The 12466-nt window shown below is 64.4% G+C and carries 12 protein-coding genes and 1 riboswitch; of the genes, 6 read left to right on the top strand and 6 right to left on the bottom strand.

Features of this window, described 5'->3' with window-relative positions; genetic code table 11:
• Positions 1-61: 61 nt before the first annotated feature.
• Positions 62-577 carry a hypothetical protein gene (locus tag K414_RS0106370; protein ID WP_051364965.1) on the bottom strand — a complete coding sequence of 172 codons (516 nt, stop codon included), beginning with the start codon at positions 575-577 and terminating at the stop codon, positions 62-64.
• A 114-nt stretch (positions 578-691) separates the two neighbouring features.
• Here K414_RS0106370 and K414_RS0106365 point away from each other — a divergent pair, with 114 nt between their 5' ends.
• The 3 genes from K414_RS0106365 (at position 692) to K414_RS0106355 (ending at position 3597) form a co-directional block, all read left to right on the top strand.
• Positions 692-1591, top strand: a complete 900-nt coding sequence (locus K414_RS0106365) for a metal-dependent hydrolase (RefSeq protein ID WP_027495186.1) — start codon at positions 692-694, stop codon at positions 1589-1591.
• An 83-nt stretch (positions 1592-1674) separates the two neighbouring features.
• Entirely contained in the window at positions 1675-2694 is a 1020-nt protein-coding gene (locus tag K414_RS0106360) for a PDR/VanB family oxidoreductase (protein ID WP_237606445.1), read from the top strand.
• Positions 2695-2706: 12 nt separating this feature from the next.
• Positions 2707-3597 carry an alpha/beta fold hydrolase gene (locus K414_RS0106355; protein WP_027495184.1) on the top strand — a complete coding sequence of 297 codons (891 nt, stop codon included), beginning with the start codon at positions 2707-2709 and terminating at the stop codon, positions 3595-3597.
• Positions 3598-3606: 9 nt separating this feature from the next.
• On the opposite strand, the gene K414_RS0106350 is transcribed toward K414_RS0106355, so the two are convergent.
• The 5 genes from K414_RS0106350 to K414_RS0106325 form a co-directional block, all read right to left on the bottom strand.
• Complete coding sequence (locus tag K414_RS0106350; protein WP_037218949.1) at positions 3607-4875, bottom strand: LLM class flavin-dependent oxidoreductase; 1269 nt, start codon at positions 4873-4875, stop codon at positions 3607-3609.
• 1 nt (position 4876) lies between these two features.
• Complete coding sequence (locus tag K414_RS0106345) at positions 4877-5638, bottom strand: 3-oxoacyl-ACP reductase (RefSeq protein ID WP_027495182.1); 762 nt, start codon at positions 5636-5638, stop codon at positions 4877-4879.
• Between the two features lie 49 nt (positions 5639-5687).
• A riboswitch (TPP riboswitch) is annotated at positions 5688-5780 on the bottom strand.
• 73 nt (positions 5781-5853) lie between these two features.
• Positions 5854-7149, bottom strand: a complete 1296-nt coding sequence (locus tag K414_RS0106335; RefSeq protein WP_027495181.1) for an alpha-amylase family glycosyl hydrolase — start codon at positions 7147-7149, stop codon at positions 5854-5856.
• Positions 7149-8327, bottom strand: coding sequence for an alpha-hydroxy-acid oxidizing protein (locus K414_RS0106330; RefSeq protein ID WP_027495180.1), 1179 nt, complete (start codon positions 8325-8327; stop codon positions 7149-7151). The genes K414_RS0106335 and K414_RS0106330 overlap by 1 nt, the downstream gene beginning before the upstream one ends.
• Before the next feature lie 9 nt (positions 8328-8336).
• Complete coding sequence (locus K414_RS0106325) at positions 8337-9050, bottom strand: type 1 glutamine amidotransferase (protein WP_027495179.1); 714 nt, start codon at positions 9048-9050, stop codon at positions 8337-8339.
• Positions 9051-9098: 48 nt separating this feature from the next.
• Here K414_RS0106325 and K414_RS0106320 point away from each other — a divergent pair, with 48 nt between their 5' ends.
• From K414_RS0106320 to K414_RS0106305, 3 genes are all read left to right on the top strand, one after another.
• Entirely contained in the window at positions 9099-11048 is a 1950-nt protein-coding gene (locus tag K414_RS0106320; protein WP_027495178.1) for a DEAD/DEAH box helicase, read from the top strand.
• Positions 11049-11141: 93 nt separating this feature from the next.
• Positions 11142-11297 carry a DUF6131 family protein gene (locus K414_RS29305; protein WP_094611554.1) on the top strand — a complete coding sequence of 52 codons (156 nt, stop codon included), beginning with the start codon at positions 11142-11144 and terminating at the stop codon, positions 11295-11297.
• 422 nt (positions 11298-11719) lie between these two features.
• The gene (locus K414_RS0106305; RefSeq protein WP_027495176.1) at positions 11720-12466 is read left to right on the top strand and encodes a GTP pyrophosphokinase family protein; all 747 of its coding nucleotides are present in this window, start codon (positions 11720-11722) and stop codon (positions 12464-12466) included.

Genomic DNA, 12466 nt, shown 5'->3' with positions numbered 1-12466 from the left:
CTCGCGTTGGTAGGGCTTTCTTCGCCTCTCTAGCGTCCAAGCAATACAGGCGAAGATCTCACTAGGGCATCTCCACCGTCTGCGCGCGGTGGATTTCGGCCAGTGCGCGGCGCACATACGTCTCGGCGCGGCTTCGACGAACTGCGAGCAGATCCGCCACCACCAACAGGGCATGTGCGGGCCGCGGCCGCGAACGTGACTGTTCGTCGACGTCCGTCACACCCAGCGCGCCGGTGAGCACTTCGACGAATCCGGCGATGTCCACGCTCGGAAGCCACTCGGCTCCGCGGACGGTTCGGCCGAGTACTTCCTGGACGTTCTCCCCGGTCAAGCCATCGCTGTATACCTCTTCGAGCAAACTCCGTACCATCTCCGCATGCACGTTCCCGGCCTTGGCCGCGTCCGAGCGGTCCAACAGTTCGACGGCCTCGTCGAACGCGATCGGATCCTGCGCCACGACAGCAGCAAGGGCATCGACTGTGGCGTCCGCGATTCGACGCACATCGACGGGCCACTCGGTGGGCCAGGCCACGGGCACGCTGCTCGGGGGAACAGCCGCTGGGGAGGGGTCGGTCATCACAGGAGTCTCTCACTGTCCACCGACACGGTTCCTTTTACCTGTAACCGGTGTTTATACTAAGTCGCGCACTGTGGCAGCGGCCACATCGCGGACGTGGAGGAGGTCGACTCGATGAACGAGCGCAACGCCGTCGCATCGGACCCGGGCGAAGTGATGCTTCAGGCCAGGAACGTCAAGTTCGACTGGAGCGATCTGCCGATGCACTGGGTGCCCGGCGATCCGTACACCACGCACGTCCTCAACGTGCTGCATCTACTACTCCCGGCCGGCGAGCACTGGTTCGTCGACACGTTCAAAGAGGCCCTGCCCTACATCGACGACGAGAAGCTGCGCGACGACGTCATCGGCTTCATCGGGCAGGAAGCCGTGCACGCCGAGGCTCATACCGGCGTCCTCGTGCATCTGCAGAACAACGGACTCGACCCCACTCCGTTCACCGATCAGATGGAATGGGCCTTCGGCAAGGTCCTCGGATCGGATTCGGTGACGAGTCTGCGATCGAAGAACAACCTCGTCGAGCGGCTGGCCCTCATCGCGGCCATCGAGCACGTGACGGCGTTCCTCGGTGATTGGGTACTCAATGCCGACGGTCTCGACCGCGCCGGAATCCATCCGACGATGCTCGATCTGCTGCGGTGGCACGGTGCCGAGGAAGTGGAACACCGCTCGGTCGCGTACGACACCCTTCGTTACTTCGACAAGCGCGAGGTACGTCGCCTGCGCACGTTCGTCGTGGTCGTTCCGTTGATGGGCTACATCTGGATGCGCGGCATCATCTTCCTGATGAAGAACGACCCCGAGCTGCAGAGTGCCCCGAAGTCGGTCCGCAAGCCCCGTTCTGCCTTGTGGCGCAAGTCGGTTCGCCGCGGCACTCTGCCGGCGCTGACGCACGTCGGCCGCAGTATGTCTCGCTACCTGAAGAAGTCGTATCACCCGAGCCAGGAAGGCTCGACAGCTCAGGCCGTGCGCTACCTGGCATCGTCCCCGGCCGCGCAGGCTGCGGCGCGGTGAAGCTCTCGACGCGTCGCGTTCCGCGGCTGTTACCCAAGGACGCGCCACCGGATCTGCGCGGACGCCCCCGCGCCGATCGCTCGATGCAGATGCTCGGAACGTTCCTCAACGGCTACATGCATGCGACTGCCGGCAAGGAGTACGACGACGCGGTAGCCGGCCACAATCCCGATTCCGCGCTGCGGTTGGTGGTCGTCGACCGCGAGATCATCGCCGAGGACGAGAACGTCGCCGCTCTGACCCTCGCCTCGCCGACGGGGGAGCAGCTGCCGACCTGGCATCCCGGCTGCCACCTCGATCTACATCTGCCGTCGGGTCGCCGTCGGCAGTACTCGCTGTGCGGCGATCCGTCCGACCGCAGTTGCTACCGGATCGCCGTGCGCCGAATCCCCACCGGCGCAGGTGGATCCATCGAGATGCATGCACTCGAGCCCGGCACCGAGGTCACCGTCCGCGGCCCACGGAACGGTTTTCCCTTCGTCGCCGAGGGCAGTGCGCTGTTCGTGGCGGGCGGGATCGGCATCACCCCCATCATCGCGATGGTGCGTGCCGCACGGATTCTCGGGATGGACTGGCAATTCGTCTACTGTGGTCGCTCCCGGGACACGATGCCTTTTCTCGACGAGATCGAGAGCTGGGAATCGGACCGCGTGTTGATCCGTACCGACGACGCGCACGGGTACCCCACCGAGGGTGAATTGCTCGAGCGCGCACCCGCAGGCGGTGCCGTCTACTGCTGCGGTCCTACCCCCATGCTCGACGCCGTCCGCCGCGACTTCCGCCAATGCGCCGCCACCGCATTGCATTTCGAACGCTTCGGCCCGCCGCCGATCCTCGACGGCACACCGTTCGAGGTGCAGCTGATCAGCACGGGCGCTGTACTCGACGTGGCTGCCGATGCCTCCGTGTTGACCGCAGTCAAGGAACAGAAGCCCAATATCGCGTACTCGTGCCAGCAGGGCTTCTGCGGTACCTGCAAGGTGCGTGTGCTGTCCGGCGAGCCCGAACACCTCGAATCGCGATTGACCCCGGAAGAGCAGCGCGACCACATGCTCATCTGCGTCTCGCGTGCTCGAAGCGCCCGCCTCGTACTCGATCTATAGAACGGAAAGACATTGAGCAGCAACGCAGTTCGTACGACGGTCGTCAACGAAGGCATCCGGTTGGCGGTGTTCGAGAGCGGAAACCCCGACGGGGACCCCATCGTCCTCGTGCACGGGTGGCCCGATACTCACGAACTGTGGAGCCACATCGTGCCGCAACTCGAAGACCGTTTTCGGGTGATCAGCTACGACTCGCGTGGAGCCGGCGAGAGCTCGGTCCCCGTCGAGCAGTCGGCGTACAAGTTGGCCCGGTTGGCGGCGGACTTCTATGCCGTTGCCGATGCGGTGAGCCCCGACGCTCCCGTTCACGTGCTCGCTCACGACTGGGGTGCCGTGGAGGTATGGGAGGCGGCAGCTCAACCGCAGGCGAAGGACCGAATTCGTTCCTACACATCGATTTCGGGACCCAACCTCGATCACCTCGGTAAGTGGTCGCAGTCGCGCCTGCGTCGTCCCACCCTCACCGGCATCAAGCAGGTCCTTGCCCAGACGCGAGCGTCCTGGTACACCGTCACCTTCCACATCCCCGGCCTGTCGACGCTGCGGATCAAGCGACAGTTCGCCAAGGGCTGGCCGGCATTCCTCCAGGAGTTCTCGGGCGTCGATCCGAAGCTTGTCACCCAGAACCCCACGCTGTGGTCGGACGCAACCAACGGCACCAACCTGTACCGCGCCAACATCATTCCGCTGCTGACCAATCCGCGGGATCGATACATCGACATCCCGGTGCACCTCATCGTCAACACCGAGGACGTCGCGGTGCGGCCGTACCACTACGACGACACCGGCAAGTGGGTGAAGAACCTCACGCGCAACGACATTCCGGCCGGACACTGGTCGCCGATCTCCCATGCAGACGACATTGCCCGATTGACGAGGGAATTCATCGACTCGCTGGACTGAACCTTCAGGTCAACCGGTCAGATGCCCGCGCAGCGTTGACGACGTGTATTCGGATCGAAAGAGGCCGCGCTGCTGCAGGATCGGGACCACGTGTTCGACGAAGTCGGCGAGTGAGTCGGGGTAGCGCGGGCACATCAGGTTGAATCCATCGGCACCGCGGCCGATCCACGATTCCATCTCGTCGACGATGGAATCCGGTGTGCCGATCATCGTGGCGTGCCCGCCACCGGCCGCGAGGGTGCCCAGCAACTGACGCACGGTGGGCCGGTCCTTCTCGACGATGCGCAGGATGGTCTCGTACCGACCCTGCGGTCCCGTGAACTCGGCCGCAGGTGGCAGCGGCGGTACGGGTTCATCGAGTTCCCAGGCAGCACAATCCTGTCCGGTGAACGTCGAGAGCATCGCCAGGGATTGTTCCGTCGGCAGCAAGACGTCCAGTTCGGCCTTCTTCCGGTGAGCCTCCTCCATCGTCGATCCGATGTACGTCACCAAACCCGGCATGATGCCCACTGCCGCACTGTCACGACCGGCTCCATCGATTCTCGCCTTCACGTCGTCGTAATAACTTTGCGCGGCAACGAGATCGTAGGCGACGGCGTAGATCGCCTCGGCGTACTTCGCCGCCAGGTCGCGGCCCGGGCCCGACGCCCCGGCTTGGAACAACACAGGCCTGCCCTGCGGCGACCGCGGTACCGTCAGCGGGCCGTCGACTCGGAAGTGCTTGCCGTCGTGGTCGATCGAGTGCACCTTGGCCGGGTCGGCGTACATCCCCGTTCGATCGAGCGTCAACGCATCGGCATCCCACGAATCCCACAGCGCCAGAGCAGTATCGACGAATTCTTCTGCGCGTGCGTAGCGCTCCTCGCGAGCCGGGATGGCGTCCATTCCGTGATTACGCGCCTCGGCGTCGAACATGGAGGTGACGACGTTCCAGCCGGCCCGGCCGCCGCTGATGTGATCCAACGACGCCAGCATGCGCGCGGCATGGAACGGGGTGTAGAACGTCGACGACACAGTCGTGACCAGACCGATGTGGGTGGTCGCTCTGGCCATGGCCGACAGCGCCGTGATCGGTTCGAGAAACCAGGTTCCGGCGCCGGCCGGATCCCGAACGGAATGCCCGTCGGCAAAGAACACCGCGTCGAACTTGCCCCGTTCGGCCAGCTGCGCAAGTTCCTCGTGGTACGCGATGTTGCCCAGGTCCTCCACTCGCGAATCGGGATGCCGCCACGCTGCGCTGTGATGTCCGCAGCCGTACAGAAACGCGTTGAGGTGCATGTCAGTTCTTGACCAAACCGCCGTCGACAACGAGGTTTTGACCGGTCACCGACCGCGCCCACGGGGAGGCGAAGAACAGCAGAGCATCGGCGAACTCCTCGGGCGTGGTGACGCGTTGCAGCGGGGTCGAGGCCGCGATGAAGTCGAACACCTCGGCCGGGGTCGCGGCACTGGCGTCGGTGGTGCGCAGCAGTCCGCCCGAGACCATGTTGACGGTGATGTTGTCCGCGCCCAGGTCCACCGACAACGTGCGCGTCAGTGAGAGCAGGGCGGCCTTGGAGGCGGTGTAGTCGTGGTACGGCACCACCGGATTCTGGAACAAGTTGGTGCCCACGTTGATGATTCGACCGAAGCCCGCCTCACGCATTCCCGGCAAGGCCGCCTGCGTGGTGAGCAGTGCCGCGCGAACGCTGCCTCGCAGCTGAGCGTCGAACCGCTCCCAGGTGATGGTGTCGGCCTTCGGTCGAGCATCCCCGTCGAACGAGAAATCGGCCAGTGCGTTGTTGACGACGGTGGTGATCGGGGTGCCGAAATGCGCACGGGCCGAGTCGAACACCGAGGCCACCGCGCTCTCGTCGGTCACGTCGCCCTGAACCGCGAATGCACGGTCGCCGAGCCTGTCCGCCAACGCCTCCGCTGCCTCTTTGCTGGTGCGGTAGTCGATCACCACACGTGCGCCCTCACCGGCGAACGCCGCGGCAATCGCTGCTCCCAGCCCGCGTCCACCCCCGGTGACCAACACTGTCTGCTCGTCGAGTCTCATGCGCTCCGCCTCTCGTTCGAGGTCGGGACCGTCGCGAGGGACAGGAAATACCGAAACATCACGACATTCCCTTCGCTGGTCCTAACCAGATCAGGTTCGACGGGTGTGATCTCAGCCCTGACGGGCACCCCGTGTCGCGGTCGACTGTACCTGTAGGTCTCTCTACCGCTTTCTTACGCTCGACGTAGACAGCCGAATACAACCGTATGCAGCGATCAGCCGATGACAGCCCAGCCGTGCGCTGGAACGCTTACCCGTCCGTCGTTCAGGCTCGCTTCTCCGGCCAGTACTTCACTGCCCTGGGCCGGGTAGTCGATCGTGTCGTCGCCGAGATTGAGCGCCACCGTCATCGAATTGCCGTCCGCGTACACGCGGTAGAGCAGCGCGGTGTTGGTGAGCTCGAGCGTCTCGGTGCGCGCGGAGTACAACCACGGATTGCGACGCCGAACTGCGATCAGCTCCTGATGCACTCGGTAGACGGGCCAGCCGTACGGGGCGAGATCCTCGGGGGTGTCGGGGTATTCGGGACGGACCTCGTCGTCACCGCCGACCCGATCTTCCTTGATACCGCGGAACGCCTGCTCGTCGCCGTAGTAGATCATCGGCATACCGCCCACGGTGAACAGAACCACCAACGCGTGCAGCAGATGTCGCTCGTCCTCGATGACGCTGGCGATGCGATTGACGTCATGGTTTCCCACGAACGTGGCGGGCACGAAGGCGTCGAGCCAACCGTTGTGGCGCTCGAGGGCATGCGAGAGCTCGAAGAAATTCTTCTCGCTCAGCCCACTCCAGATCGCCTTCCACAGTTCGTACTGCGTCACCGAGTCCAACGTGGAGGCCGAGACGATCCGGTCGTAGTCACCGTGGATGACTTCGCCCAGAAAGTGTGCGTCCGAATGCTTCTCGCGAACCTTCGGCAGCACCGCGGCCCAGAAACGCGGCGGTACCGCGTAGGCCGCGTCGAGTCGCCAGGCGTCGACGCCGCGGTCCAGCCAATGCGACAGTACGTCCACGACGTACTGCTGCACGTGCGGGCTCTCGTGGTTGAGTGCGACCAATTCGTCGTGGCCCTCGAAGTTGCGGTGCGTCGGCTCGTCCCCGGACCAGTCGAGGTGAAACCACCCCGCGGCCTCGGAGTCCGGGCCCTCGGCCAGAGCCTCACGGAACTTCGGAAAGCTCTGCGCCACATGGTTGAAGACGCCGTCGAACATCACCTTCAGACCGCGGGAATGCGCCGCAGCGATCAGCGAATCGATATCCTCGTCGGTGCCGAGCCGACCGTCGACGTGGTAGTAGTCGACAGTGTCGTAGCCGTGCTTCTCCGACTCGAAGATCGGACCGAGGGCGATGCCCGACGCGCCGAGTTCGAGGGCGTAGTCGAGCCACTTCTCGATTCTGTTCAGCCGGTGCAGATCCGATTGGGATTCACCGTCCCATCCGTGCACCGGCGCACCGGTGAAGCCGAGCGGGTACAGGTGCCACCAGATCGCGTGCTTCGTCCACTCCATCAGGACGCCTCGATCGAGTCGCGACCGAGCTCGCCCGCGCCGGTATGACCGGACAGGCTGGTCACCAAGTCGAATTCGGCCAGTAGGCAACGTAGTACGTGTGCAACACCCTCCTGCCCGCCGAGGGCGAGACCGTACAGGAACGGGCGGCCGAGAAGAACCGCATCGGCACCGAGCGCAAGCGCCTTGGCCATGTCCGCGCCGGTCCGTACACCCGAATCGAACAGGACCGTCAGTTCGTCACCGACCGCATCCACGATGGACGGCAATGCGTCGAGAGACGGCCTGGCACCGTCGATCTGACGACCGCCGTGGTTGGAGACGACGATGCCGTCGACTCCGTGGGCGGCCGCTTCTCGGGCGTCGCCGACGGTGCAGATGCCCTTGAGCACGATCGGGCCGTCCCAATGCTCGCGCAGGAACGCCAGGTTCTTCCACGACAGCCCCGGGTTGGGGAACATCTGCGCCCAATGCATCGCGGCTGCAACGGGATTCTCCTCGACGGGCTGAGCGAGTCCGGCTTGGAACGCCGGATCGCTCAGATAGTTCTCGATGCCGAGGTTCGCCAAGAACGGGAGGTACCCGCGGTCGAGATCGGCGGGCCGCCAGCCCAGCAACGTCGTGTCGAGCGTCAGCACCAACGTGGTGAATCCGGTGTCCTTCGCACGCTGCAGGAAGCTCAGCAGTACCGATTCGTCCGTCGGCCAGTACAACTGATACCAGCGCGGCGCATCTCCGCCCGCCTCGGCGATCTGTTCGAACGAATGCGAGGCCTGCGTCGAATGTATGTACGGCACACCGAGTTCCGCAGCCGCGCGAACCGTCGCGAGTTCACCGTCGGGATGGGCGAGAGTCTGAATGCCCACCGGCGCGATCAGCAGCGGTGCAGGCATGTCGGTGCCGAGCACGGTGCACGCATGATCACGCGAGGCCGAGCTGCGCAGCATCCGCGGCGTGATGGCCCACCTGTCGAAGGCGGCCCGGTTCGCCCGCGCCGTCGAGCCACTGCCCGCGCTGGCGACGATGTAGCCGAGCGCCTCGGGCGAGAGCTTCTCGGCAGCCTGGTCCTCCAGCCTCGCCAGGTTGGTGGTGATCGACGGTGTCTGCTGGGCGAACATTCCGGCGGCGTAGATGCCGAGCTGGTGATCGCTGAAGTTGCTGGGCCTGGCCTCGGTCATCGTTCGACCCTACCGGGGCACCGCCGAGGATCGGGCGAGAAATGCGTCCAGCAGCGCCGAGCACCGCTCACGAGCTGCAGCTTCGGAGTCGGCAATGTCCTGCCTGATCTCGTGCACGTCCACCGCGTGTTCGACGCCGTCGCGGTCCCACGCGGCCGCCCATGCATCGTAGGTGTCGAGGTCGATCTCGGGGTGGAACTGCAACCCGAGGTGCGGGCCGCAGACGAAGGCCTGCTGCGCAGCCGCGTTGCGGGCGATGACCGTGGCCTCCGGCGGCGCGACGAACGTGTCGCCGTGGAATTCCATCCACGGGCCCGAGGCGACGAGCTCGGGATCGGACGTCTCGACGTCGACGAATCCGTACTCGGGGTACTCAGACTTGCGGACGGATCCGCCGAGCACGAGAGCAAGCAACTGGCCGCCGAAGCACACACCCAGAACCGGGACCTGCGCATCGATCGCCTGCTGCACGTACGCGATCTCCGGCGCGAGCCAGGTCAGCGTGTCGTCGTACGCGGCGTCGGGTGAGCCCATGACCACGACCACCTGCGCGTCGGACAGCGTCGGTGGTGCGACATCGGGACTGTGGTCGAAGGAGTGCACGTCCAACAGGAAACCCCTGGTGCGCAATTCGGCGGCGAGGGTGCCGATATCGCGACGCGCCAGGGACGGGTCCCGGTCGTGGACGAGAACTACGGCGCGCGGGTCGTTCGGGTATGTCACAGGGCTCCTTTACGGTGTTCGTGCACACCGTACGACAGACTGGATCCGATGCCACCTCGTAAACGCACTGCCCGATCCACCACTGCCCGCACCGTCAAGGCCGGGCAGAGCAGCGCTGCGCGAAAGTTCGCGGCTGCGAAGAACGGTGAGCCTGCGGCGAAAAAAGCTGCCCCGAAGAAGGCCGCACCTCGCAAGAGAGCAGCCCCGCGCAAGTCGTCGCCCCGCAAGTCCGCCGCCCCCGATCTTCGGGTGCCCGATCCCGGCGAGCGCGTCTGGGTGTTGGACGTGCCGTTCGAGGATCGGTCCGCGGCGGGCGCAGCGGGGGCGCGCTGGTACGCCGGACCGCGCGTGTTCGCGTATTACGGAACCGAACTGCCCGAGTACCTGCAGCCGTACGAATCGATGCCGTACAGCCTGCAGCGGTGGCTCGAGGACGACGCGAACGACAGTTGGCGCGACGAAGAGGTGCGCGAACGGGCGATGCAGCCTCGCGACACCCAACTCGAATCGGTCCGACGCCATCTGGCCGCGCTCGACGCCGGCTTCCCATACTTCGCGCAGATGGATTCGACAGGTCTGGGTAAGACGTTGGCCGTGTGCGAGGCCGTGCGGCAGATGTCGGCCGCCGAGATCGGCACGGTTCTGGTGGTGGCACCCAAGGGTGCGCTGCCGGGGTGGCGTCGCACCATTGCAGACAGCGAGGCCGATATCGAACCGTCCGACCGCAAGCGTTGGTTGCTGATCACCTATCAGTCCACCAAGAAACTGCTGTCGGTTCCCCCCGAGACCGATCTGGGCAAACGTAAACGGACGCAGAACAAGCGGACCATCTCGCTGGGAGAGCTGCGGTTCGACATCGACGTGGTGATCGCCGACGAGTCGCATGCGTTGATGAACATCGAGTCGCAGCAGTCGCAGATCCTCTGGCGGTATCAGGAGGCGGCTCGATCCGTGGTGTGGATGTCTGCTACTCCCGGCTATCAGCCGCTGCATTTCGCGTACATGGCCCGCGCCGTCGAACGCAGCCGCGGCGTCGAGATCCTCGGCGACGACGAGTATCTCGGGTATGCCGTGACGATGAAGTGGGCGGAGTTCCTCATCGAGTCCGGGTTCGCCGTCAAGGCAGGGAAGGCGACGACGGGGTTGACCACGTGGCGGTGGGAGCCCGAGGACGCGACGACGCGAGCCCGCGACATCGCGTCGGTGCACGGCTGGTTGTCGGGAGGCGCTGTGCCGTGGTCTATTTCGCGGCCGTCCCCACCGACTCCGAGGGAGCCCCTCGGCCAGGAACTCACGGCCGCGCAGAAGCGGCTGTACAACTCGGCGTGGGTGGACTACCGCAAGGAAGTCGGCCTGCCGATCTGGAAGGCCGTCGGCGGAAAGCGAGTGCTGCAGAAGAATCCGAGTACTCGTGCGGCGACGCTGCGTTTTCGCCAGAAGTGCTCGTACCTGCGCATTCCCGCGTCTGCGGATCAAGTCCGGACGTGGGTCAAGGCAGGCAATCAGGTGTTCGTCTCGATGTTCTACCGCGAGTCGGTCGCTGCTCTGGCCCAGACACTTCGAGACGAGGGGCTCGAGGTCGCCGTGGTCGACGGGAGCATGAGCAGTCCCGAGCAGGAGGCGTCGATCCGCAGTTTTCAGACCGGCGACGCGTCGGTCATCGTCTCGACCACCACGAGCGCGATCAACCTGCACACCAACGAGTTACTGCTCCCGGAGGGGACGGTCTCCACACTCGCACCGCGCGTGACGCTGATTCACGATCCTCGGTGGACACCCATCGACATCAGGCAGATCGAGGGCCGCGCCAACCGCATCGACAAGGACCACAACCACACCACGTCGACCTGCTACTACGGCTACGCCGAGGGCACCGTCGAGGAGGAGATGGTGCTCACCGGGATCGAGCGCATCGCGGATCTGGGATCGATCGTGGGGCAGGCGGATCTGATCGATCCGGAGGCTTTCCTCGCGGCGAAAGTGGATGCCGGAAAATAGCGACAATTGTGAGCAATCGTCCACGCGCCCGAGTAGGTTCGGTCCCATCGACAATTCGTCGATAGTGGGCTCACTTTGGCACCAGGAGTAGTCATGATCGTTCTCGGAATCATCCTCGCCCTCATCGGCTATTTCGCCGGCATTTCAATTTTGACGACTATCGGCATCATTCTGGTGGTCGTCGGCGCGGTTCTGACGTTGCTCGGTTCGATGGGGCGCGCAGTCGGTGGCCGCAAGACGTGGTTTTGACATCCACGTTAGAACATACGTTCGATTTCTGTTAGTCTGAGCGGGCCCCCGGAGTTGGCGATGCGGCCAGCGGAGCCACTTCGGGCGGTCCAAATCGGGCGGTAGACAGTGTCGAAGGCGGTTGCGCGCGATGGCATCCGACGAGCGCGACACCGACCCGGTTGCCGGCTCGCTCTACCGCGTCGGCGATCGGTGGGCAGAACGAGCACCTACTCACTGCACCAACGGCCATCCGCTTGTCGCCGGTTCGGTACTGGTGGGTTCGCGTGCTTGCTCGTGTGAGCGGGGGCATCACCGTACCCATCAGTGCCAGAGGTGCAATCTCGTGCGGTTCACCCCAGAACTCGGTGCCACGTGCAGCGACGCCAGCTTCGATTCTCGCGCGGCGCGGTCACGTCCGGCGATCGTGGACAATCGGGGGCATGAGCAACAGTGAAGCCGTCGTCGACCTGGTGCAGCTGAGGCACGATTTCACCCGCTTCATGATGAGTTACAAGTTCGGAATCGACGAACTGATCACCAAGATCAACATCCTGAAGCAGGAATTCACTCACATCCACCGCTACAGCCCCATCGAGCATGTCTCGTCGCGACTCAAGACGCCCGAGAGCATCGTCGACAAGGCTCAGCGCAAGAAGTGCGCACTGACGCTCGACGCCATTCGCGAGAACATCTTCGACGTCGCAGGTGTCCGCATCACGTGCAGCTTCATCTCCGACACCTACCGCATCGCGGACATGCTCAGTAGTCAGACCGACGTTCGAGTCGTCGAGGTCAAGGATTACATCGCGAACCCGAAAGCCAACGGCTACAAGAGTTTGCACCTCATCGTCGAAATTCCGGTGTTCATGTCCGATCGCGTCCAACCGGTCTTGGTCGAACTCCAGATCCGCACGATTGCCATGGATTTCTGGGCGAGCCTCGAGCACAAGATCTTCTACAAGTACCGCGGCCAGATTCCGCCCACCCTGTTGGCGGAACTGACCGAGGCCGCCGAGACGGCCAACACGCTGGACGAGAAGATGGAAAGCCTGCACGACGAGGTGGAGGAACTGAACGGCGATTCCGACAACTCCATCACTCTCGGCGCGATGCCTCCGATGGCATTGCCTCCCGAGCTGCTGCACATGTTGCTCACCGCGCAGGCCGAAGCAATCGACCCGGACTGA

The organism is Rhodococcus sp. JG-3 (assembly GCF_000482405.1).
Lineage (GTDB): Bacteria > Actinomycetota > Actinomycetes > Mycobacteriales > Mycobacteriaceae > Rhodococcoides > Rhodococcoides fascians.
This window is presented reverse-complemented; position numbering and strand designations above follow the sequence as displayed.

Coding starts and splice junctions, on each gene's coding strand:
- K414_RS0106350 (WP_037218949.1), bottom strand. CDS start 4,875: ATGCACCTCAACGCGTTTCTGTACGGCTGCGGACATCACAGCGCAGCG.
- K414_RS0106305 (WP_027495176.1), top strand. CDS start 11,720: ATGAGCAACAGTGAAGCCGTCGTCGACCTGGTGCAGCTGAGGCACGAT.
- K414_RS0106330 (WP_027495180.1), bottom strand. CDS start 8,327: ATGACCGAGGCCAGGCCCAGCAACTTCAGCGATCACCAGCTCGGCATC.
- K414_RS29305 (WP_094611554.1), top strand. CDS start 11,142: ATGATCGTTCTCGGAATCATCCTCGCCCTCATCGGCTATTTCGCCGGC.
- K414_RS0106345 (WP_027495182.1), bottom strand. CDS start 5,638: ATGAGACTCGACGAGCAGACAGTGTTGGTCACCGGGGGTGGACGCGGG.
- K414_RS0106320 (WP_027495178.1), top strand. CDS start 9,099: ATGCCACCTCGTAAACGCACTGCCCGATCCACCACTGCCCGCACCGTC.
- K414_RS0106365 (WP_027495186.1), top strand. CDS start 692: ATGAACGAGCGCAACGCCGTCGCATCGGACCCGGGCGAAGTGATGCTT.
- K414_RS0106360 (WP_237606445.1), top strand. CDS start 1,675: ATGCAGATGCTCGGAACGTTCCTCAACGGCTACATGCATGCGACTGCC.
- K414_RS0106370 (WP_051364965.1), bottom strand. CDS start 577: ATGACCGACCCCTCCCCAGCGGCTGTTCCCCCGAGCAGCGTGCCCGTG.
- K414_RS0106335 (WP_027495181.1), bottom strand. CDS start 7,149: ATGGAGTGGACGAAGCACGCGATCTGGTGGCACCTGTACCCGCTCGGC.